The organism is Mesorhizobium sp. M0185 (assembly GCF_040322175.1).
Classification (GTDB): Bacteria; Pseudomonadota; Alphaproteobacteria; order Rhizobiales; family Rhizobiaceae; genus Mesorhizobium.
This window is the reverse complement of record NZ_JAMYSY010000056.1, coordinates 1-20,331: the sequence shown is the minus strand read 5'-3', so window position 1 is coordinate 20,331 and position 20,331 is coordinate 1. Positions and strand designations below refer to the sequence as shown.

21 protein-coding genes are annotated in these 20,331 nt (G+C 64.4%); 11 read left to right on the top strand and 10 right to left on the bottom strand.

Annotated elements, in window-relative coordinates; genetic code table 11:
- Positions 1–58: 58 nt before the first annotated feature.
- On the bottom strand, positions 59–691 hold the full coding sequence (locus NKJ20_RS29240; protein WP_352748848.1) for a TetR/AcrR family transcriptional regulator: 633 nt from the start codon (positions 689–691) through the stop codon (positions 59–61).
- A gap of 93 nt (positions 692–784) precedes the next feature.
- Between NKJ20_RS29240 and NKJ20_RS29235 the strand changes: the two genes are divergently transcribed.
- Both NKJ20_RS29235 and NKJ20_RS29230 read left to right on the top strand, forming a co-directional pair.
- On the top strand, positions 785–1,441 hold the full coding sequence (locus NKJ20_RS29235) for an O-methyltransferase (protein ID WP_352748847.1): 657 nt from the start codon (positions 785–787) through the stop codon (positions 1,439–1,441).
- 166 nt (positions 1,442–1,607) lie between these two features.
- The gene (locus NKJ20_RS29230; RefSeq protein WP_023680243.1) at positions 1,608–1,817 is read left to right on the top strand and encodes a hypothetical protein; all 210 of its coding nucleotides are present in this window, start codon (positions 1,608–1,610) and stop codon (positions 1,815–1,817) included.
- Between the two features lie 86 nt (positions 1,818–1,903).
- On the opposite strand, the gene NKJ20_RS29225 is transcribed toward NKJ20_RS29230, so the two are convergent.
- On the bottom strand, positions 1,904–2,884 hold the full coding sequence (locus tag NKJ20_RS29225; protein WP_352748846.1) for a GlxA family transcriptional regulator: 981 nt from the start codon (positions 2,882–2,884) through the stop codon (positions 1,904–1,906).
- Between the two features lie 76 nt (positions 2,885–2,960).
- Here NKJ20_RS29225 and bcoG point away from each other — a divergent pair, with 76 nt between their 5' ends.
- The 7 genes from bcoG to NKJ20_RS29190 all read left to right on the top strand — a co-directional run bounded on the left by bcoG (position 2,961) and on the right by NKJ20_RS29190 (position 10,966).
- Positions 2,961–3,872 carry a 3-dehydrocarnitine:acetyl-CoA trimethylamine transferase BcoG gene (bcoG, locus tag NKJ20_RS29220; RefSeq protein ID WP_352748844.1) on the top strand — a complete coding sequence of 304 codons (912 nt, stop codon included), beginning with the start codon at positions 2,961–2,963 and terminating at the stop codon, positions 3,870–3,872.
- 31 nt (positions 3,873–3,903) lie between these two features.
- Positions 3,904–4,533, top strand: coding sequence for an HD domain-containing protein (locus NKJ20_RS29215; protein WP_352748841.1), 630 nt, complete (start codon positions 3,904–3,906; stop codon positions 4,531–4,533).
- On the top strand, positions 4,530–5,603 hold the full coding sequence (locus NKJ20_RS29210) for a 3-hydroxyacyl-CoA dehydrogenase NAD-binding domain-containing protein (RefSeq protein ID WP_352451617.1): 1,074 nt from the start codon (positions 4,530–4,532) through the stop codon (positions 5,601–5,603). Before NKJ20_RS29215 ends, NKJ20_RS29210 begins: the two co-directional genes overlap by 4 nt.
- Before the next feature lie 4 nt (positions 5,604–5,607).
- Positions 5,608–6,771 carry an acyl-CoA dehydrogenase family protein gene (locus NKJ20_RS29205; protein WP_352451618.1) on the top strand — a complete coding sequence of 388 codons (1,164 nt, stop codon included), beginning with the start codon at positions 5,608–5,610 and terminating at the stop codon, positions 6,769–6,771.
- Between the two features lie 186 nt (positions 6,772–6,957).
- Complete coding sequence (locus NKJ20_RS29200) at positions 6,958–9,036, top strand: acetate--CoA ligase family protein (protein WP_352748839.1); 2,079 nt, start codon at positions 6,958–6,960, stop codon at positions 9,034–9,036.
- Complete coding sequence (locus tag NKJ20_RS29195) at positions 9,029–9,811, top strand: carnitinyl-CoA dehydratase (RefSeq protein ID WP_352472543.1); 783 nt, start codon at positions 9,029–9,031, stop codon at positions 9,809–9,811. Before NKJ20_RS29200 ends, NKJ20_RS29195 begins: the two co-directional genes overlap by 8 nt.
- A 216-nt stretch (positions 9,812–10,027) precedes the next feature.
- Positions 10,028–10,966 (top strand): alpha/beta hydrolase, encoded by a 939-nt coding sequence (locus tag NKJ20_RS29190; RefSeq protein ID WP_352748836.1) that lies wholly within the window; start codon positions 10,028–10,030, stop codon positions 10,964–10,966.
- 46 nt (positions 10,967–11,012) lie between these two features.
- On the opposite strand, the gene NKJ20_RS29185 is transcribed toward NKJ20_RS29190, so the two are convergent.
- From NKJ20_RS29185 to NKJ20_RS29175, 3 genes are all read right to left on the bottom strand, one after another.
- On the bottom strand, positions 11,013–11,279 hold the full coding sequence (locus NKJ20_RS29185; protein ID WP_352743887.1) for a hypothetical protein: 267 nt from the start codon (positions 11,277–11,279) through the stop codon (positions 11,013–11,015).
- A gap of 94 nt (positions 11,280–11,373) precedes the next feature.
- Positions 11,374–12,159: a DUF899 domain-containing protein gene (locus tag NKJ20_RS29180; RefSeq protein ID WP_352748833.1), complete on the bottom strand. Its 786-nt coding sequence runs from the start codon at positions 12,157–12,159 to the stop codon at positions 11,374–11,376.
- A 155-nt stretch (positions 12,160–12,314) separates the two neighbouring features.
- Positions 12,315–12,869 carry an autotransporter gene (locus NKJ20_RS29175; RefSeq protein ID WP_352576296.1) on the bottom strand — a complete coding sequence of 185 codons (555 nt, stop codon included), beginning with the start codon at positions 12,867–12,869 and terminating at the stop codon, positions 12,315–12,317.
- 99 nt (positions 12,870–12,968) lie between these two features.
- Here NKJ20_RS29175 and NKJ20_RS29170 point away from each other — a divergent pair, with 99 nt between their 5' ends.
- Positions 12,969–13,715 carry a GntR family transcriptional regulator gene (locus NKJ20_RS29170; protein WP_352748830.1) on the top strand — a complete coding sequence of 249 codons (747 nt, stop codon included), beginning with the start codon at positions 12,969–12,971 and terminating at the stop codon, positions 13,713–13,715.
- A 165-nt stretch (positions 13,716–13,880) separates the two neighbouring features.
- On the opposite strand, the gene NKJ20_RS29165 is transcribed toward NKJ20_RS29170, so the two are convergent.
- The 5 genes from NKJ20_RS29165 to NKJ20_RS29145 all read right to left on the bottom strand — a co-directional run bounded on the left by NKJ20_RS29165 (position 13,881) and on the right by NKJ20_RS29145 (position 18,936).
- Positions 13,881–15,539, bottom strand: coding sequence for an FAD-binding dehydrogenase (locus tag NKJ20_RS29165; protein ID WP_352748827.1), 1,659 nt, complete (start codon positions 15,537–15,539; stop codon positions 13,881–13,883).
- A gap of 55 nt (positions 15,540–15,594) precedes the next feature.
- Positions 15,595–16,581: a Gfo/Idh/MocA family protein gene (locus tag NKJ20_RS29160; protein ID WP_352748824.1), complete on the bottom strand. Its 987-nt coding sequence runs from the start codon at positions 16,579–16,581 to the stop codon at positions 15,595–15,597.
- 181 nt (positions 16,582–16,762) lie between these two features.
- Positions 16,763–17,338, bottom strand: a complete 576-nt coding sequence (locus NKJ20_RS29155) for a YceI family protein (protein WP_352451627.1) — start codon at positions 17,336–17,338, stop codon at positions 16,763–16,765.
- A 68-nt stretch (positions 17,339–17,406) separates the two neighbouring features.
- Positions 17,407–17,985, bottom strand: a complete 579-nt coding sequence (locus tag NKJ20_RS29150) for a cytochrome b (RefSeq protein WP_352748821.1) — start codon at positions 17,983–17,985, stop codon at positions 17,407–17,409.
- Positions 17,986–18,045: 60 nt separating this feature from the next.
- Positions 18,046–18,936, bottom strand: coding sequence for a LysR family transcriptional regulator (locus NKJ20_RS29145; RefSeq protein ID WP_352454788.1), 891 nt, complete (start codon positions 18,934–18,936; stop codon positions 18,046–18,048).
- A gap of 105 nt (positions 18,937–19,041) precedes the next feature.
- Between NKJ20_RS29145 and NKJ20_RS29140 the strand changes: the two genes are divergently transcribed.
- Positions 19,042–20,037 (top strand): aldo/keto reductase, encoded by a 996-nt coding sequence (locus NKJ20_RS29140; protein ID WP_352748818.1) that lies wholly within the window; start codon positions 19,042–19,044, stop codon positions 20,035–20,037.
- The last annotated feature ends 294 nt before the right edge of the window (positions 20,038–20,331 follow it).

Genomic DNA, 20,331 nt, shown 5'->3' with positions numbered 1-20,331 from the left:
AAGGTTTTGCCCCGTGTGAAACTCGCGTGGCCTGTTCGCTGACCGGGTCTGGCGCGCCTTAGCCGTGATCGAGGCCTCTCAGGTAGGCGCAAAACATGTCGGCCATGGCCTTGGCGTAGACTTCAATCTCCTTGGGCGTTCGAGGCGTCTCCGAGAACTGCTTCCCCACCGTGCTGAGCGTCGTCATGACCAGGTCGCCGGCCAATTCGCGAGTCGCTTGCGCGGCGCTCGGCAACGCCTCCTGCATGAAGAGCTGGATGGTGCGGTCTCCGGACGCCCTCGCCGCCTGCGCCTCGGGCGCGTCGCGGTAAAGCGGGGCGGCGTCGTCGAGCGCCACACGCACCGCAGCCTCCTCACACTCCGAGCGGAGGAAGGCGTGGACCAGGTCGCGCAGCCGGTCAAGCGGCGGTTTCCTGATATCCTCGAGGATATCGCGCAGCAAACTGGTCGTCTGCCGCCATTCGTCGCTCTGGAGCCGGAACAGGATCGCCGCCTTGTTCGGAAAATACTGATACAGCGATCCGACGCTGACGCCGGCCTTCTCGGCCACGCGCGCCGTGGTGAAGCGCTGCGCGCCTTCCCTCGCCAAAACCTGAACAGCAGCCTGCAAAATCGCAGCGACGAGCTCCGCCGAGCGGGCCTGCTTCGGCTGTTTTCGCGAGGAAATCCGCGGACTTCGGTTGTCGCTCATTGAGAGCCGCGCCAATGCGATTAGTGAATGCGAATGATTAGTCGTATTTTGAATGTCGCACAAGAACGCATTCAATTCCGACTGGAGACCGATATGACCACACTGACGACAACGCCGCTCGCGCCCCTGCTGGACCGCCTGTTCGAGGAAGCCGCTGCGGCAACAAGCCCTGCAGTGGCGGAACTCTCCGCCGAGGAGCGGATGCGGCTGGTTCGAAGCAAGACCGAATACCTCGATTTCTATGGGCGGCTAAGGGATCTCTGGCTTCCCGTTTCGCGAGAGACCGGCACGCTGCTCTACATGCTGGCACGAGGCAGCGGCGCACGGACGATCGTCGAATTTGGAACCTCGTTCGGCATCTCGACCCTGCACCTTGCCGCAGCCTTGCGGGACAATGGCGGTGGCCGCCTGATCACCAGCGAGTTCGAGCCATCCAAGGTCGCGCGCGCGAGGAGTAATCTGACAGCAGGCGGTCTCATTGACATGGTGGAAACCCGCGAAGGAGACGCGCTGCAAACATTAAGCGTCGATCTTCCCGAAAGCGTCGACCTGCTTCTGCTCGACGGCGCCAAAGCGCTCTATCCCGAGATCTTGAGTCTGGTTGAAAGCCGCCTCAGACCGGGCGCCTTCGTCGTTGCCGACAACGCAGATCTTTGCCCCGAATACCTCGAGCGGGTGCGCTCGACCGGGAGTGGCTACATGTCCACGCCGTTCGGCGAGGATGTTGAACTGTCGATGCGGCTTGGCTGAAGCACTGCGTGACCTGCCGGAACGATCGTGCCCAAGATGGGCGGCGGCGGACAAAACTTTGCCCGGCATCGCCCATCAATCGCCTCGCTCTTGCCTTCAAACAGCCGTCACGAACCTCCTATAGTGTGGTTCGTGGCGGGATTCAGAAAGAAGGAGGCGAAACGATATGCAGCACGAACGCGAAATCGACGCCCTGCTCTCATCTGGCGAGGCTGGATCGATCATCGACCGGCTGATGGCGCTGCCGCACCCGAAACAAGGTGCGCTGAGTGCAAACGAATGGGATCGCGCGGTCGCCAGCCGCTTCGAGACCCATCTTGCGAGACAGATGCGCTCGCAGATCGACGGCAGCAGCGACCGCCAGGACGCTGCCTGATCTACCTTTGCCTATGGATGTCGTTATCCCAAAACCGCTACGCACGCTCGGGTCAAGCCCGTGGCCAGGCTTTTGGGCGACATGCATTATCCCCGACGCAGCCTGACCGGCGCTTCGCCGAACGCTCTTGAAAACGCTCTGGAAAATGCCGCGGCGGACGAAAACCCCGTTCGCCCGGCAATGTCCGCCATGGCGATGCGCGTGTCGACCACCAGCCGGCGCGCGGCGCCGAGGCGCAGCCTGAGGTAATAAGCGCCGGGCGTTTCGCCGATCGACTTGCGAAAGATGCTTTCCAGCGTCCGTGCCGTCACCCCGGCGCGCTTTGCCACGGCCGCGATAGTCAGCGGCTGGTCGACATGCGCTTCCATCAGCCGGATGGCTTGCGCCAGCCTGGGATCGTAGCCGTCAAGACGGCCGAGCGAGACCAGCGGTTGCGCGTCCGTCGCGGCGCGCGCCTGGTCGTAGATGAAGACGCTCGCGACATCGAGCGCCACGGCCATGCCGAGCCGCGTGCGGATCAGATGCAGCATCAGGTCGAAGGTCGGCGAGGCGCCGCCGGTGGTGAACACCGGGCCATCGATGACGTAGCGGTCGGGGCGCACGTCGACGCCGGGAAAGGCCGACGAGAAATCCTCCATGTCCTCCCAGTGGGTGGTGGCGCTGCGCCCCTCCAGCAGACCGGCGCGGGCAACCAGCCAGGTGCCGGCCTCGACGCCGCCGCAGGCGCGTGCCGCGCGCGCCGCCCGGCGCAGTCCGGACAGCAGGGCCGATGTGGCATGGTTCTGCGTGCCGAAGCCGGCGACAACGACCAGCATATCGGTTGTGTCAGCCGCATCGAAGCGGCCGCTGACCGCCACCGGCAGGCCGCATGTGGTGACCGGCGCCTCGCCTGTCACCGAGACCAGCCTGAAATCGAACAGCGTCTCACCGGCAATGCGGTTGGCGGCGCGCAACGGATCGACGGCCGAGGCGACGCACATGATCGACGAGCCGGAGAATACCAGCAGCGTTACCTTGAGCGGCAAACGCTCGGCCCGAAAGATCGTCGGTTTTTCGTTTTTGGTCACACGATCTTCGTAAAACGCAAAACAGTTTCCGGCAAGTCAGGCATTCTTGCCCTACGTTCTATTGGGAGAGACTCCGATGCCGTTAGCGATGAACCGTGAGGTTTTCATTACCTGTGCCGTGACCGGGTCGGGCAGTTCGCAGGATCGCAGCCCGCGTGTGCCGCGCTCGCCCAGAGAGATCGCCGATTCGGCCATCGAGGCGGCAAAGGCAGGTGCCGCAATCGTGCACTGCCATGTGCGCGATCCCGAGACCGGCAAGCCTAGGCGCGACGTGCATCTCTATCGCGAAGTAACCGAGCGCATCCGCGCGGCAGACGTCGACGTGGTGCTGAACCTGACCGCCGGCATGGGGGGTGACATGGTATTCGGCCCGCCGGAGAAGCCGCTGCCGCTGAACGAAAAAGGCACGGACATGGGCGGCGCGAGCAACCGCATGGAACATGTGCGCCAGTGCCTGCCGGAAATCTGCACGCTCGATTGCGGCACCATGAATTTCGCCGAGGCCGATTATGTCATGACCAATACGCCCGGCATGCTGCGTGCCATGGGCGGCATGATGACGGCGCTCGGCGTCAAGCCGGAGATCGAGGCCTTCGACACCGGGCATCTGTGGTTCGCCAAGCAATTGGTCGAGGAAGAAGTGCTGAAGCCGGACGCGCTGGTGCAATTGTGCATGGGCGTGCCGTGGGGCGCGCCGGACGACCTCAACACCTTCATGGCCATGGTCAACAATGTACCGTCGACCTGGAACTGGTCGGCCTTTGCCATTGGCCGCAACCAGATGGCCTATGTCGCGGCCGCGGTGCTGGCCGGCGGCAATGTCCGCGTCGGACTGGAGGATAATCTCTGGCTCGACAAGGGTGTGCTGGCGACCAATGCGCAGTTGGTCGAGCGGGCGGTCAGCATCGTGTCGAATATGGGCGCCAGGGTCATCGGCCCGAACGAAGTCCGCAAGAAGCTGAACCTGACGAAGCGCGCACCGCTTTGAAAAGCCGGTAGCCGGTTGGGAGGAGCCGCCGATGAAGACCGTGAAATTCACCGCCATGAAGGACGGCGACCGCGAGGACTATGCCTTCCTCACCGAGCACGAGATCGACTATGCGGCAAAGACCGGCGAGCGGCTGCTCGACGCGCTCGTCCAGCTTGATGCGGGCCTCTCGGGCTACAAGATCACCCGGCTCGGCCATTCACTGCAAGCGGCAACACGGGCCTGGCGCGACGGCGCCGACGCCGACTGGATTGCCTGCGCCTTGCTGCACGATATCGGCGACATCTACGCGCCCTATAGTCACGACGAGTATGCGGCGTCGATCCTGAAGCCTTTTGTGCGCGAGCAATGCACCTGGGTGGTGGAAAAGCACGGCGATTTCCAGCGCCTCTATTACGCCCACCACCTCGGCGGCAATCCGCACGCCCGCGACCGTTTCGCCGGGCACATCTACTTCGACGATTGCGATGAGTTTTGCGAACGCTGGGATCAGTCGAGCTTCGACCCGGATTACGAGACATTGCCGATCGATTTCTTCCGGCCCTTCCTGCTCGAAGTGTTCGCGCGCAAGGCCTATGACGCGTCCGTGATCCGTGCCGGCGAGCGCGTCGCCCTCACCGACCCCGCAACAGCCAGGACAAGAACCGGAGCCTCCGCATGAGCATCATCAACAAGGCGGCCGCCATCGGCGGCGGCGTCATCGGCGCCGGCTGGGTGGCGCGGCTGCTGCTCAACGGCATCGACGCGTCGATCTTCGATCCCGACCCCGAGGCGTCACGCAAGGTCGGCGAGGTGATGAAGGGAGCGCGACGCGCCTACAAGCAGATGCTGCCCGGCGGCCTGCCGAAGGAGGGCAAGCTTACCTTCGCCAAGACGATCGCCGAGGCGGTGGCAGACGCCGACTTCATCCAGGAAAGCGTGCCGGAGCGGCTCGACCTGAAGCACCGCGTGCTGGCCGAGATCGACCTTTATGCGCCGGCCAACGCCATTGTCGGATCCTCCACCTCCGGCATCAAGCCGACCGACATGCAGGTGGCGATGAAGAAGCACCCGGAGCGGCTGGTCGTCGGCCATCCGTTCAACCCCGTCTATCTGCTGCCGCTGGTCGAAATCGTCGGCGGCGAACAGACCTTTCCCGAGGCGATCGAAGTCGCCAAGGAGATGTATGCCTCGATCGGCATGAAGCCGGTGGTGATCCGCAAGGAGATCGAAGCGTTCGTCGGCGACCGGCTGCTCGAAGCGGCCTGGCGCGAGGCGCTGTGGCTGGTCAAGGACGGCATCTGCACGGTCGAGGAGCTCGACGACATCATGCGCTACGGCTTCGGCCTGCGCTGGGCGCAGATGGGCATGTTCCAGGTCTATCGCGTCGCCGGCGGCGAGGCCGGCATGCGCCACTTCATGGCGCAGTTCGGCCCGTGCCTGAAATGGCCGTGGACCAAGCTGATGGACGTGCCGGAGTTCAACGACGAGCTGGTCGAGCTGATCGCGACCCAGTCGGACGACCAGGCGCACGGTCTGTCGATCCGCGATCTCGAAAAGATCCGCGACGACAATCTGGTCGCCATCATGGAGGCACTGTCGAAGCAGAACAAAGGCAAAGGCTGGGGTGCCGGCGCCCTGCATAAGGACTACACCAGGCAGTTGGCCAAGCTTGCGGCGAAGAAGCCCACCGCCTCCAAGGCGGCCGAAAAGGCCAAGGCTGAAAAGCCGAAGAAAAGGAAGAAAGGCTGAGACCATGGATTTTGGTCTTTCGGAGGAGCAGAAGCTCATCGTCGAGACGACGCGGGCCTTCGTCGAGAACGAGCTTTACCCGCATGAGCGCGAAGTGGAGCGTACCGGCGTGCTGCGCCGCGAGCTGATCGAGGAGATCAAGGCCAAGGCGATCGAAGCCGGCCTCTATGCCGCCAACATGCCGGCCGATGTCGGCGGCGCCGGGCTCGATACGGTGACCTGGCTGCTCTATGAGAAGGAACTCGGCCGCGCCAATTACGCACTGCATTGGACCTGCGTGGCGCGGCCTTCGAACATCCTTCTCGCCGGCACGCCGGAGCAGCGCGAAAAATATCTGTTTCCCTGCATTCGCGGCGAGAAATGGGATTGCCTGGCAATGACCGAGCCGGGCGCCGGCTCCGATCTGCGCGGCATGAAGGCAACCGCCGTGCAAGACGGCGACGACTGGGTGCTGAACGGCACCAAGCATTTCATCAGCCATGCAGATCTCGCCGATTTCGCCATCGTCTTCATGGCCTCGGGGGAGGAAGAGTCTTCGCGTGGAAAACGCAAGAAGATCACCGCCTTTTTCGTCGACAAGGGCACCAAGGGTTTCACCGTGCGCGACGGCTACCGCAACGTCTCGCATCGCGGCTACACCAATGCCATCCTCGAATTCGACGATTGCCGGTTGCCGGCCAGTCAGGTTCTGGGCGAGGTCCACAAAGGCTTCGACGTCGCCAATTCATGGCTTGGCGCGACGCGCCTGCAGGTCGGCGCCACCTGCCTCGGCCGCGCCGAGCGGGCGCTTGGCCACGCCGTCGAATACGCCGCGCAGCGCCAGCAGTTCGGCCAGCCGATCGGCAAGTTCCAGGGCGTGTCGTTCAAGCTCGCCGACATGGCGACCGAGCTGAAGGCCGCCGACCTGATGGTGTTCGAAGCCGGCTGGAAGTACGATCAGGGTACCGTCACCGACCAGGACATGGCCATGGCCAAGCTGAAGGCCACCGAGATGCTCGCCTTTGTCGCCGACGAGGCGATCCAGATCCATGGCGGCATGGGGCTGATGGACGATTTGCCGCTCGAGCGCATCTGGCGCGACGCCCGCGTCGAGCGCATCTGGGAAGGCACTTCGGAAATCCAGCGCCACATCATCTCGCGGGCGCTGCTGCGCCCGTTCGGGGGCTGAACAGCGCAATGTCTGCATTCCTTCGCGCCCCCCTTTGTCCTATCGGACATCTCCCCCTCAAGGGGGGAGATCGGCCGCCATTCCTGATTTCGCCAGTTATTGCCGTTGCATGCCTCGGGCCAGCGGCCCAGCTGCCAATCTCCCCCCTTGAGGGGGAGATGCCCGGCAGGGCAGAGGGGGGTGTTTATGCACAAACTTGAGCGTCTTTTGCGCCCACGAACGATCGCGGTCTTCGGTGGCGCGCAGGCTGCCGCCGTGGTCGCGCAATCGATCAAGATGGGCTTTGCCGGCGAGATCTGGCCGGTGCATCCGAACAAGGCCGAGGTCGCCGGCCGCAAGGCCTATCGCTCGGTGGCCGAATTGCCCGGTGCGCCGGATGCCGCTTTCGTCGGCGTCAACCGGCACTTGACCATCGAAGTGGTCAAGGCACTGGCCGAGCGCGGCGCGGGCGGTGCGGTCTGCTTCGCCGCCGGCTTCCTCGAAACCGAGGCCTATGACGAGGACGGCGAGCGGCTGCAGGCCGAGCTGGTCGCGGCGGCGGGCCAAATGCCAATCATCGGGCCGAACTGCTACGGGCTCATCAACTATGCCGACGGCGCGCTTTTGTGGCCCGACCAGCATGGCGGCATCAGGCTGCCAGAAGGCGGTCGCGGCGTTGCCATCATCACCCAGTCGTCGAACATCGCCATCAATATGACGATGCAGAAGCGCGGCCTGCCGATCGCCTTTCTGATGACCGCCGGCAACCAGGCGCAGACCGGGCTTTCCGAAATGGCGCTCGGCCTGATCGAGGACGACCGTGTCACCGCGCTCGGCTTGCATATCGAGGCTTTCGATTCGGTAGCCGGCTTCGAAAGGCTGGCGGCACGGGCGCGCGAGCTGAAAAAGCCTGTCATCGCCATGAAGGTCGGCCGCTCCGAGCAGGCGCGGCAGGCGACCGTTTCCCACACCGCGTCGCTGGCCGGCTCGGACGCAGCGTCCGGCGCCTTCCTGAAGCGGCTCGGCATCGCCCGCATCGATTCGATCCCGGCTTTCATCGAGGCGCTCAAGCTGCTGCACGTCACCGGCCCCCTGCCCGGCTACCGGCTGTCGTCGATGAGCTGTTCGGGCGGCGAGGCGTCGGTGATGGCCGACAGCGCCGAAGGCCGCTGGGTGACGTTTCCGCCACTCACCCCCGAGCACCGCGCGCATGTCAAATCGACGCTCGGGCCGCTGGTCGCGGTGGCCAACCCGCTCGACTACCACACCTTCATCTGGAACAACGAGCCGGCGATGACCGCCACCTTCACCGCGATGGTGTCGGGCGGCTTCGACCTCAACATGCTGGTGCTCGATTTCCCGCGCCCCGACCGCTGCTCGGACACCGACTGGTGGGCGACGCTGCGCGCCTTCGAAGTGGCGCTGAAGACCAACAGCGCGCAAGGCGCGATCGTCTCCTCGCTGCCGGAGAACCTGCCCGAGGAATACACTGCCGGCCTGATGGCGCGGGGCATGGTGCCGCTGTTCGGCATCTCCGAAGCCATGGACGCCGCCCAGGCGGCGGCCTTCATCGGCTGGGCCTGGCGCGAGCCGCAGGCGCAGCCGATCGACACTTCGGCGTCCGGCGCGCCGGCCGGCGACCATGTCACGCCGGACGAGGCCGAGGCGAAGGCGCGGCTCATCGAGGCCGGGCTCCCCGTGCCGAAGGGCGAGCGCGCCGGCAACGCGGTCGAAGCTGTCATCTCCTCGATGGCGCTCGGCTTCCCGGTGGCGCTGAAGGCCCTTGGCGTCATCCACAAGTCCGAGCTCGACGCGGTCCGGCTCAATTTGAGGGATGCCGAATCGGTCAGCACCGCCGCCCACGATCTCGGCCCGCTCGGCACGGGCCTTTATGTCGAGCGCATGGTGCGCGACGGCGTCGCTGAGCTGCTCGTCGGCTTCACCCGCGACCCGATGTTCGGCGCAGTGATGACGCTCGGCACCGGCGGCGTGCTGGTCGAGCTGTTGCGCGACAGCGTCACGCTGATGCTGCCGGCGACCCGCGACGATATCGAGGCCGCTTTGCGCGGGCTGAAACTGTTCCCGCTGCTCGACGGCTATCGCGGTCGGCCGAAGGCCGATGTTGCAGCGGCAATCGATGCGATATCGGGCATTGCCGCTTTCGTGCAGCAAAACGCCGGCGAGATCGAGGAACTCGACATCAATCCGCTGATCGTCTGCACCGAAGGCAAGGGCGCCTGGATCGCCGATGCGCTGCTGGTGCTTGGAGAGAACAAAAATGTCTGACGTCATCACCACCCGCCGCGAGGGCACTATCCTCGAAGTCACGCTCGACCGGCCCAAGGCCAATGCCATCGACCTGAAGACGTCGCGGCTGATGGGCGAGACTTTCAAGGCGTTTCGCGACGATCCCGACTTGCGCGTCGCCATCGTCAAGACCGCCGGTGACAAGTTCTTCTGCGCCGGCTGGGACCTGAAGGCAGCGGCCGGCGGCGACGCGGTCGACGGCGACTACGGCGTCGGCGGCTTCGGCGGGCTGCAGGAACTGCGCGACCTCAACAAGCCGGTGATCGCCTGCGTCAACGGCATGGCGGTCGGCGGCGGCTTCGAACTGGCGCTATCCTGCGACCTCATCTATGCGTCGGACCACTCCTCCTTCGCGCTGCCCGAAATCCGCGCCGGCACGCTGGCCGATGCGGCGACGATCAAGCTGCCGAAGCGCATCCCCTACCATGTCGCCATGGACCTTCTGCTCACCGGCCGCTGGATGGATGTCGCCGAGGCGCATCGATGGGGCCTAGTCAACGAGGTGCTGCCCAAGGAAAGACTGGAGGACCGGGTCTGGGAGATCGCGCGGCTGCTCGCCAGCGGCCCGCCGCTGGTCTTCGCCGCGATCAAGGAGACGGCCCGGGTCGCAGAATCGCTGACTTTCCAGGACGCCATGAACCGGGTGACGCGCCGGCAACTGTCGACGGTTGACGCACTCTACGGCTCGGAGGACAATCTCGAGGGCTTTCGCGCCTTTGCCGAAAAGCGCGATCCGGTGTGGAAGGGGAAGTAGTGGTATTGCAGGAATGATGGCGCTCACCCCCCTCTGTCCTGCCGGACATCTCCCCCTCAAGGGGGGAGATCGGATGTCATCATCGCTTTCGCCAATTGTCGACGCCGGAGAAAAGGCGGTTTCGCCGAAGCTGCCGATCTCCCCACTTGAGGGGGAGATGGCCGGCAGGCCAGAGGGGGGTGTTCAGGCGGATTCATTGCGATCCATTCAGCGCCCATGACCGACTACAAAACCCTCATCGACGCCGAGACCTGGGCCTTCATCGAGCGGACCAATTCTTATTATCCGCCCGATACGATCGACTACACCATCGCCGAGCAGCGCGAGATCTACAACCGGATGTGCCGCGAGTTCTTTGCCGGCTATCCCCAAGGCGTCACGGCGGAAACCACCGCCATTGCCACACCCTGGCACATTCCGATCCGCGTCTACCGCGCCCCGGCGCCGGAAGCGGCGGCGATGGTGCTTTATTTCCATGGCGGCGGTTTTATCCTCGGCGGGCTCGACAGCCATGACGACCTCTGCGCCGAGCTTTGCGGCCGCACCGGCTATGAAGTGGTTTCGGTCGACTACCGGCTGGCGCCTGAGCACCTTCATCCGGCCGCCTTTGACGACGCCATCAGCGCCTTCGAATGGGCGGCGGCGACTTACGAGCGTCCTGTCCTGCTCTGCGGCGACAGTGCCGGCGGCAATCTCGCCGCCGCTGTCAGTCACGCAACGCGCGGCCATGCGCGCAAGCCGATCGGCCAGATTCTGGTCTATCCCGGCCTCGGCGGCGACAGCTCCGCCGGTTCCTACGTCACCCACGCGGAAGCGCCGATGCTTACCGCGCGCGACCTCGTTTTCTACAGGGACATCAGGACCGGTGGCGAGGATCGCACCGGCGATCTCACTCTGTGGCCGCTCGCCGACGCCGAGTTCGCCAATCTGCCGCCCACCGTCGTGATGACCGCTGAATGCGACCCGCTGTCGTCGGACGGCGAAGCCTATCGCGACCGCATCGTTGCCGCGGGCGGGCGCGCCTGGTGGCTCGAGGAGCCGGGGCTGGTGCATGGCTATTTGCGCGCCAGGCACACGGCCGGCCGCGCCCGCTCGAGCTTTACCCGGATTGTCGATGCGGTAGCGGTTTTGGGAAGGGGCGAGTGGATCTGGTGAGGGATGTCTTCCCGACCAGAACGGGCCTTTGTCGGCCGGTACAGCTCTATTTGCGGCGGCGTCGCCGGCCGGAAACCTGCTTCAGCCAAGGTCCTAAATGAAAGCCGCTCATCAGCAGGTACATCGGGACCATGCCGCCCAGCGGTGACGCCTCTTGCCCGGTCGAGCACATCATGTCCGGCGCGCCGCCGAGAAGCGTCAGCAGCGCCATGGCTGCGAAGGTCGGCGCGGCCGCAAAGGACAGCCAATCGGCTGCACTATGGCCGGCCGGGCTCGCATCGCCGGTGGATCCGCCTGCATGAATCTCGCTCATGTCCGTAGTCCTACATAGCGAGCGGGATGCGGTCGAACCGTGCATCCCGCTCCTCCAATTGTCCTGGCCGCATTTGCGCGACGCCAAAGACGTTCTATTCGGTGCGGTTCCGGAACGCGGCATCTCCGGCGTCCGACACCTCGACCCACTTTTTGTCGGGAACGGCTTCGGCGCCGTAATTGTCGTGCCAGTTCCACCACTTGTACGTCGGCGTCTGCGGATAGCCCTCGGGCGAATCCTCCCAAACTTCCTGGCGGCCGAGCGGCGACAGGTCGAGATAGCTCCATACGGTCCCCATCGCCTCGTCGCCGCGGTTGTTGATGAAGTAGGTACGGAACACGCGATCACCGTCGCGGATGAACACGTTGTGGCCGTGCCATTCGTCAACGCCGAAATCGGCATCGAAGCTGTCGGTGATGGTGTACCAGGGCATCTTCCAGTCCATCCGCGCCTTCAGCCGCGCAATGTCGGCCTGCGGTGCGCGCGAGGCGTAGGCAAGCGTGGTGTCGCGGGCGTTCAGATGGGCAAGATTGCCGACCTGGTCCGCCCCCAGCGAACAGCCGCGGCAAGCGTGGTCGGGCCAGCCGAATACGCCGGGCTCGAAGAAGGCGCGGTAGACGATCAGTTGACGGCGGCCCTCGAACAGGTCGAGCAGGCTCACCTTTCCGTCAGGCCCTTCGAACGTATATGTCTTCTCCACCGCCATCCACGGCATCCGCCGGCGCTCGGCGGCCAGTGCGTCGCGAGCCCGGGTCACGGTCTTCTCTTTCACGAGCAGCTGCTGGCGCGCGGCCTCCCACGCGTCAGGCGAAACGACCGGTGGTGTCTTCATCGCGAGCCGCGTCGTCTGCTCGCCTGTGCCATTCTGATGTGCCGTCATTGTGCATCTCCCTTGCTGGTTTGTCGCCGCAGGCGCGACGTGTTGGGTCGTGAGCCAAGATAGGGGCGATAGCGGATTGGCGAGAGTGACAAGTGTGACGCGATTCCGACGGGTCCGCTGATCACGGCCAATTTCGCCGCCCGCGACGCCTCTGCTCATTCGTGCCCAGACTGCTGAATTGGCCGTGCGCCGGCCAGGTAGCGATCATTGTCAAACGGCTCGGCCTGGTTGCTGTCCGGACTCCACAGCTGCCGGTGGGTTCGTGTGAGATCGCCGAGGTAGACATGCAGCGCACCCGATCGCGCACCGCCCGTATTCGCAACCGCATGAACGGTATTTGACGCCATGTGCACCACGGCAGGCGCTGCGATGTCCTGCCTTTCGGGAACATCGAGTTCGCTGCCGGCAACGGGATAGATGAAGTTCGTCTCGCTGCCCTTGTAGATGCCGATCAAGGCATCCATCAGGTGGTTGTGAGGCGGGTACTGCAGGCCGGGCGACAGAGTGATGTGATAGATCGTCAGGTTCGGACTCGCATGCAGAAGCACCTCGTCGTCGTCTTCTTCGTGAGCGAGTGTTCCCGATGCGTGAAAGCGGTTGGTGTAGTCGCCCAGGACCGTCCTTACCGCTTCGAGGGGATCTGGCCCCTTCGCGGCATTGACGATATCATCGGCAACGGCGTAGAGAGGCGAGTTGGCGGGTAAAGGCATATCAGTTATCCTCCCTGAGATGCTCAGATCATCAATCTGAGATGCTCACGCTAGCGAATGCTGATGCCAGCGTCAATCGGACAGCCAGACGGACGGAATATGAAAACGACGAAGTTGACCGCCGAACCGGCAAGGCCGGCCACGGTCGAGGCGACAGCACTGTCGGCCGCCGACGTCCTTCGCAGGGAACAGGCATATGAGCAGCTGAGGAACGACATCATTGCCTGCGTGCTGCGCCCCGGTGAAGCGCTGACGGAGAAGCAGATCGGTGACCGGTACCAGATCAAAAAGGCGACCATCCGCGCGGCGCTGGCCCGACTGATGCAGGAAGGGCTGGTCAGGAGCGAACCGCGCCGCGGCTACGTCGTTGCGACGCTCAGCCTGCGGGACGTCAACGAGATCTTCGATGTCCGCAGCTTGATCGAACCGGAAGTGTTCAGGGTGGCGGCATCGAACATGACCGAGCGCGGGCTCGACGATGTCAGGCTGGCGGCGAAAAAGGTGCTGAAGCCGGAGACGCTACGCAGCCACGTCGCCTTCCTTGCGGCCGACCGTGCCTTTCGTCTGGCCCTTGCGGAGCTCTCGGGAAATTTGCGACTGGCGCATCTCCTGGACCAGATACTCGACCAGTCGGCGCGGGTTCTCCACCTCGGCTTCAAGTCCCGCGACTTCACCCAGTTGATCATCGCCCAGCAAAAGGAGCTGGTCCTTGCCTGCGAGGCAGGCGAGGTTTCCGCCATCGTCAAACTTGCCCGTTCGCAGTGCCTGTCTCTCAAGAAGCAGGTGCTCGAGGCTTTGCTTGCCGGTTCCAAGCTTCAAGACGTCAATTTGCAGCCCTTCGCCTAGAGCCGGTTCCGGTTCTCCTGGAACCGGTAACCCGCTCTAACTATCTGTTTTGCCGCATTTATGCGGACGCCAAATGATTCCATTTGGCTGCAAAATGCTCTAAGGGAAGTTGGCCATTCGGTGCGACCCGCCACCTTGGCGCAACGGCCGCCGGCGGGCCTTGTTTCACCCCACCGCGCGTGCCGCCGCCCGTCCGGCACTGCGGCCGGAAAAGATGCAGCCGCCGAGAAACGTGCCTTCGAGCGCCGCATAGCCGTGCATGCCGCCGCCGCCGAAACCGGCGGCCTCGCCCGCCGCGTACAGCCCCTCGACTGGTTGGCCGCCGACGCCCAGTACGCGGCTGTCGAGGTCAGTCTCCAGCCCACCGAGCGTCTTGCGGGTCAGGATGCTGAGCCTGACGGCAATCAGCGGGCCACTGGCGGGATCGAGCAGCTTGTGCGGTCTTGCGGTGCGGATCAGCCGGTCGCCGAGATAGGCTCGCGCGCCGCGCAACGCAGTAATCTGCATGTCCTTGGAGAACGGATTGTCGAGCTGCCGGTCGCGGGCGCGGATTTCGCGCTCAACCTGCGCCAGTTCGAGCAGCGGCTCGCCGCCGGCCGCTGCGTTCATGCGCGCGACCAGCGCCGGCAAATCAGGCTCGACGATGAAATCCTCGCCCTTCTCCATGAACGCCTTGACCGGCGCGGCTACGCCGCTGGTGGCGCGGCCGAGCACCTGGCGCCAGCTCTTCCCCGTCAGATCGGGGTTCTGCTCGGAGCCCGACAGCGCGAACTCCTTCTGGATGATCTTTTTGGTCAGGATGAACCAGGAATGATCGAAGCCGGTGCTCATGATGTGGCTGAGCGTGGCCAACGTGTCGAAGCCGGGATAGAGCGGGACCGGCAGGCGCTTGCCGCGCGCATCGAGCCACAGCGATGACGGGCCGGGCAGGATGCGGATCGCATGATCGGTCCAGATCGGTGCCCAGTTCCTGACGCCCTCGACATAGTGCCACATGCGGTCGCGGTTGATCAGCCGGCCGCCGGCGGCTTCGGCGATCGCCAGCATGCGGCCGTCGACATGATCGGGAACGCCAGTGATCATGCGTTTCGGCGGCGCGCCCATCCGCTTCGGCCAATTCTCCCGGACCAGCTGGTGATTGGCGCCGATGCCGCCGGAGGCGACGATGACGGCCTGCGCCTTCAGCTCGAAATCGCCGGTGATCTCGCGCGAGCTCTTGCGGCCGCGCTCGGCATCGCTCGCCGCCAATAGGTCGCCGCGCACGCCGTCGACGACGCCGCCCGTCCGCGTCAATTCGTTTACCCGGTGACGGAATTTGAAGCGGATCAGCCCGCGTTTCTCGGCCTCGCGCACGCGCTGCACGAACGGCTTGAGCACGCCAGGGCCGGTGCCCCAGGTAATGTGGAAGCGCGGCACCGAATTGCCGTGGCCGACGGCATTGCCGCCGCCGCGCTCGGCCCAGCCGACCACCGGAAAAAATTTCAGGCCGCGCTGCATGAGCCAGGAGCGCTTCTCGCCGGCGGCGAAGCCGAGATAGGCCTCGGCCCAGCGGCGCGGCCAGAGATCTTCCGTGCGGTCAAAGGCTGCGGTGCCCAGCCAATCCTCGAGCGCCAGCTCATACGAATCGCGGATGCGCATGCGCCGTTGTTCGGGCGAATCGACAAGGAAGATGCCGCCGAGCGACCAGAATGCCTGGCCGCCAAGCGACTGTTCCGGCTCCTGCTCGAGGATGATGGTCTTCTTGCCGGCCGCAGACAGTTCGGCCGCCGCGACAAGGCCGGCAAGACCGGCGCCGACAATGATCACATCCGCATCGTCGGACATCTATTTGGCCATGATCTTGTACAAAAACCGGTCCAGTTGTGGGATCACGGCCTGCCTAGACTGCCTCCCAGCCTTCCTTCTCGCCGGCGCGGAAGATGGCATCGATGACCTTCTGGTTGAGCACCGATTCTTCCAGGGTGAAGACGCGGTCCTTGCCGCCCTGCGCAGCCCGCGCGAAGGCCTCGACTTCCAGCCGGTATTGCTGCGTGCCGGGAAAGCGGAACACCTGCGCCTCGCTGTGGTTCTGGTTGTGCAGTTCGACGCGATGATGGTCGTAGAGTCCGGCGTTGAACGGTGAGAACACCTCGATGAAGCCCTTCTCGCCGTGGAAGATCATCACCTGGCGTGCCGCCATCTGCGTCGACAGGTAAAACGACAGCTCGAAGTCGCCGAAATCGGCGCGGATCGAGGAATAGATGTCGGTGCCGAACGTCTTGTCGCGCTCGATCGTCGCCTGGACGCGCAGCGGCTCCTTGCCGGTCGAAAAGCGTGTCGACACTGTCGGGTAGACACCGATGTCGGGCAGCGCGCCGCCGCCGAGATCGAGCTTGTTGCGCATGTTGTTGGGGTCGACATTGTAATAGGAGAACGCGCCCTGGACATGGCGCAGCCGGCCGATGGCGCCGTTGGCGATCAGCTCGCGCACCTTGATCCATTGCGGATGGTAGACGACCATGAAGGCTTCGCACACCAGCACCTTCCTGGCATCGCGCAGCTTGATCAGCGGCGGAATGTCCCTGGCATCGAGCGCCAGCGGTTTTTCGACCAGAACATGCTTGCCGGCCTCGATCGCCTTGGCCGTCCATTCGACATGCTGCGAGGTCGGCAGCGGAATGTAGACGCCGTCGATGTCGCTGGAGGCGAGCAGCTCCTCATAGGAGCCGAACGCGTGGCGCGCACCGAAGCGTTCGCCCAGCGCCCGCGCTTTCGACAGATCGCGGCTGGCAATCGCGGACAGCACGCCGTTCTCCGCCTCGACGATTGCCGGCAAAAGCTGCTCGCGGCCGATCTTGGCCGTCGACAAAACACCCCATCGGAACATCAGATTTCTCCTCTCGATTGCAGGCCTGGAGGTTTGCCCTAATTCAGGAGAAAAGCCAATGCGGGAGCATGGCGGCGAACAGGGCGATCATCTGCGGCTTGTCCGGATGCCGGCGCTGCCCTTGCGGAACCTGGGTTCCTCGCCCCACGAAGTGGGGAGAGGTGGCTCGGTCCTGCAAAGACTATCCCCGCTTGCCGGTCAGCGTCATGTCGAAATCGACGACGTTGGAGTAAATCGGCGTGCCGACATCCATGCCGTAGCGCGACCGCAGCACCTTGCCGGTGACGTGGAATTTTATCGCGCCCGCCCTGAGGCCGCCGAGCTCGGCCGTGAATTTTTCCTGAAAAGTCTTGCCGCGCGCCGTCAGCCGGCCGGTGACAAGGGCTGACGTGTCGCCGGTGCGTTTGACGCTGGTCGAACGGAACTGGATCTCCGGATTGTTGGCCGCGTCGAAAACAGCGTCCGAGCGGAGAAAGGCATCGATGCGGCTTTGGCCGGTACCGACGCTTTCGGGGAAGATGGTGAAATTGACCTGGGACCGGCCGACATCGCTGTTGTCGATAAGGATACTGCCCTTGAAGCGGGAGAAAGCACCGTCGAGCCCGCCGCCGCCGAGCTTGCCGATGGAGAAATGGATGCTGGAACTCCCCGGGCTGATCGTGTAGCTGCCGGCCGCCTCGCCAAGGGCAACGGCGGCGAAAACAGGCATGGCAAAACAAGCGGCGGCTGCCGCAAATCCGAAGATGCGCGCGTACATGGAAATGGCCCTCTTTGCAGGCAACGCTTTCTTGCGTCCTCGCCCCATCAACGAATGAGCCGTCCGCTCTATTCCCCGTCGTGATGTGACGAAGCCGTGATCATGCGCGTCAGCACGGTATCCCTCAGCCAGAAATGATGGCGCAGCGCTGCGGCGAGATGCAAAGCGACAAGTCCGATGCCCGCATAGGCGAGATACCAGTGCGTCGCTGCCCAGAAGCTTTCTGCCGTGTCCGATTCACCGAGCGGCAGATTGGGCATGACGAACAGATTGAACGGCACGCTCGGGATCTCCAGCACCGAGACCGAGACCAGCGCCCAGCCGGACAACGGCAGAGCGAGCTGAAACGCATAAAGCGCGAGATGGACCAGCGGCGCCATCCGGCGCTCGAACGGGCCGACCGAGCGCGGCAGCGGCGGGGCCGGTCTGCCAAGGCGCCAGGCGATGCGCAGGATGACCAGTCCAAGCAGCAGGAAGCCGAAGGATTTATGCAGCTGGATCAGCTCGAAGGCGGTGCGCTGGCTGGACAGCCGCACCATGACGAGGCCGAGCACGAACTGGCCAATAAAGAGCGCCGCGATCAGCCAGTGAAGGATGATCGCCGTCCAGCCGTAGCCGGCCGTCTGGTTTTTGGGCAGTGCTGACATGGTCGGTGAACGAATGCCCGGTCGGCTTTCTTCCACCTCTCCCTTGTGGGGAGGGTTGGCTTATTCGCCGACCTTGAAAAAATCGACAACGGCCCTGAGCGCCGGCCGCATCTGGCGGCGGCTGGGGTAATAGACGAAGAAGCCGTCGAAGCGCGGGCACCAGTCCTCCAGCACGCGAACGAGCTTGCCGGCGGCGAGCGCGTCGCGGACATAATCCTCGAACACGAAGGCGAGCCCGGCGCCGTCGACTGCGGCGTTGGCAATCAGATGGTCCTCGTCGAGGATCAGCGGCCCTTGCACCGGTATCTCGATCTCCTCGCCGTTTTGCTCGAATTCCCAGCGGTAGAGAATGCCGCTGGAGAAGCGGAAGCGGATGCAGCGGTGAGCGGCGAGATCGCGCGGATGCTGCGGTTTTGGCATGGTCTCGAAGTAGGCTGGCGCGCCGACCACGGCGCCGCGAAGGTCTGGTCCGATGCGCACCGCGATCATGTCGCGCTGCAGGCTCTCGCCCAGTCGCACACCGGCATCGAAGCCGCCCTCGACGACGTCGGTGAAGCGGTCCTCGATGACGATCTCCAGCACGATGTCGGGATAGGCAGCCGCAAAGGCGCTGAGCCTCGGCGTCAGCGCCAGGTGGGCCGCGGTGCGCGGCACGGTCAGCCGGAGATTGCCGGCCGGCCGGTCGCGCGCCTCGATCGCCGATTCCAGCGCCAGGTCGATTTCCGACAGCGCCGGCCTGAGGCGCTCGAGCAGTTGCGCGCCCTCCTCGGTCGGTGCGACGCTGCGCGTGCTGCGCGCCAGAAGGCGCACGCCGAGGCGCGCTTCGAGGCTGGACACCGCGTGGCTGACCGCCGACGGCGCGATTGCCAGTTCCTTGGCGGCGCCGCGAAAACTGCCGCATTGGGCGACCATTGCCAGTACCGCGAGCTGTGAAAGATGGGTTCGCTTCATTGATCTATTTCTTGGAACAGCCCGTACAGATGAGAGCCGATTATCGAACTCAATGCAAGACGCTATCTCTGCCTCATCACAACCATCACAACAAGGAGACACGTGATGCAAACCCGCAAGCTTGGCAATGAACTTGACGTCTACCCGGTCGGCCTCGGCTGCATGGGGATGAGCTTTGCCTATGGTGGCCAACCGGAGGCGGAGGCGATTGCCACGCTGCGCCATGCCGTCGAGATCGGAGTCAATTTCTTCGACACGGCCGAGGTCTATGGCCCTTACGAGAACGAGATCCTGGTCGGCAAGGCGCTGAAGCCGGTGCGTGACAAGGTGACGATCGCAACCAAATTCGGCTTCAAGATCCTCGAAGAAGGCAGCGGCATGGAGCGCATGGCCGGTGTCGATAGCCGCCCGGAGCATGTCAAGGCCGTGGCCGAAGCGTCATTGAAGCGGTTGGATACGGAGGTGATCGATCTCTATTACCAGCACCGCGTCGACCCCAACGTGCCGATCGAGGATACGGTCGGCGCCATGGCCGAGCTGGTGCGCGAGGGCAAGGTGCGGGCGCTCGGCCTGTCGGAGGCGAGTGCGGCGACCATCCGCCGGGCGCATGCCGTGCATCCGATCGCCGCGGTGCAGAGCGAGTATTCACTGTGGAGCCGCGATCCGGAGGGGGAAGTGTTTGCCGTCTGCCGCGAGCTCGGCGTCGGCTTTGTCCCCTATAGCCCGCTCGGCCGCGGCCTGCTCACCGGCACGATCGCCAAGCCCGATGTTCTCGGCGCCGACGACTGGCGCCGCGGGTTGCCGCGCTTCCAGGCCGACGCCATGGCGGCCAATGCGGCGGTCGTCGCCGTGCTGGAAAAGATGGCCGCCGGGAAGGGCGTGACGCCGGCGCAGCTGGCGCTCGCCTGGGTGCTGCATCAGGGCGACTTCATTGTGCCGATCCCTGGTGCGCGAAAAATGCGCCATCTGGAGCAGAATACGGCGGCAGCCGATATCGTGCTGAGCCAGGCCGAGGTGGCATCCATCGGCGACGCCCTGTCGCCGGAAAAGGTGGTCGGCAAGCGCTATACCGAGGAGCTGCTGGCGCTGGTTAACGGGTGAATGGCAATCGACGGCGTAATCGAAACGGGGCGTTTCGGCACCCCTTTTTGACTAATACGGTGCGATGCAAAGCGTTGTGAGACCTCGGCGCGAGGCAGCCCCTCTGTCCTGCCGGACATCTCCAAGGGGGAGATTGGCAGTTCCCGCGCCCTGCCCGCCCTTCCGGCGCCGGTGATTGGCGAAAGCCGAGGCGACATCCGATCTTCCCCCTGTTTGGACCGGAGACATCGCGAACAGGTGTGCGAGGACATCGCGAACAGTTTGGCGCGCTTTGCGCCGGGAGGTTCGGGATGC

Excerpts from the sequence above, each read along its gene's own strand:
- NKJ20_RS29230 (WP_023680243.1), top strand. The coding sequence starts at position 1,608 with ATGCAGCACGAACGCGAAATCGACGCCCTGCTCTCATCTGGCGAGGCT.
- NKJ20_RS29235 (WP_352748847.1), top strand. The coding sequence starts at position 785 with ATGACCACACTGACGACAACGCCGCTCGCGCCCCTGCTGGACCGCCTG.
- NKJ20_RS29210 (WP_352451617.1), top strand. The coding sequence starts at position 4,530 with ATGAGCATCATCAACAAGGCGGCCGCCATCGGCGGCGGCGTCATCGGC.
- NKJ20_RS29155 (WP_352451627.1), bottom strand. The coding sequence starts at position 17,338 with ATGTACGCGCGCATCTTCGGATTTGCGGCAGCCGCCGCTTGTTTTGCC.
- bcoG (WP_352748844.1), top strand. The coding sequence starts at position 2,961 with ATGCCGTTAGCGATGAACCGTGAGGTTTTCATTACCTGTGCCGTGACC.
- NKJ20_RS29140 (WP_352748818.1), top strand. The coding sequence starts at position 19,042 with ATGCAAACCCGCAAGCTTGGCAATGAACTTGACGTCTACCCGGTCGGC.
- NKJ20_RS29240 (WP_352748848.1), bottom strand. The coding sequence starts at position 691 with ATGAGCGACAACCGAAGTCCGCGGATTTCCTCGCGAAAACAGCCGAAG.
- NKJ20_RS29145 (WP_352454788.1), bottom strand. The coding sequence starts at position 18,936 with ATGAAGCGAACCCATCTTTCACAGCTCGCGGTACTGGCAATGGTCGCC.
- NKJ20_RS29160 (WP_352748824.1), bottom strand. The coding sequence starts at position 16,581 with ATGTTCCGATGGGGTGTTTTGTCGACGGCCAAGATCGGCCGCGAGCAG.
- NKJ20_RS29170 (WP_352748830.1), top strand. The coding sequence starts at position 12,969 with ATGAAAACGACGAAGTTGACCGCCGAACCGGCAAGGCCGGCCACGGTC.
- NKJ20_RS29205 (WP_352451618.1), top strand. The coding sequence starts at position 5,608 with ATGGATTTTGGTCTTTCGGAGGAGCAGAAGCTCATCGTCGAGACGACG.
- NKJ20_RS29165 (WP_352748827.1), bottom strand. The coding sequence starts at position 15,539 with ATGTCCGACGATGCGGATGTGATCATTGTCGGCGCCGGTCTTGCCGGC.
- NKJ20_RS29175 (WP_352576296.1), bottom strand. The coding sequence starts at position 12,869 with ATGCCTTTACCCGCCAACTCGCCTCTCTACGCCGTTGCCGATGATATC.
- NKJ20_RS29185 (WP_352743887.1), bottom strand. The coding sequence starts at position 11,279 with ATGAGCGAGATTCATGCAGGCGGATCCACCGGCGATGCGAGCCCGGCC.
- NKJ20_RS29190 (WP_352748836.1), top strand. The coding sequence starts at position 10,028 with ATGACCGACTACAAAACCCTCATCGACGCCGAGACCTGGGCCTTCATC.
- NKJ20_RS29200 (WP_352748839.1), top strand. The coding sequence starts at position 6,958 with ATGCACAAACTTGAGCGTCTTTTGCGCCCACGAACGATCGCGGTCTTC.
- NKJ20_RS29150 (WP_352748821.1), bottom strand. The coding sequence starts at position 17,985 with ATGTCAGCACTGCCCAAAAACCAGACGGCCGGCTACGGCTGGACGGCG.
- NKJ20_RS29195 (WP_352472543.1), top strand. The coding sequence starts at position 9,029 with ATGTCTGACGTCATCACCACCCGCCGCGAGGGCACTATCCTCGAAGTC.
- NKJ20_RS29215 (WP_352748841.1), top strand. The coding sequence starts at position 3,904 with ATGAAGACCGTGAAATTCACCGCCATGAAGGACGGCGACCGCGAGGAC.
- NKJ20_RS29180 (WP_352748833.1), bottom strand. The coding sequence starts at position 12,159 with ATGACGGCACATCAGAATGGCACAGGCGAGCAGACGACGCGGCTCGCG.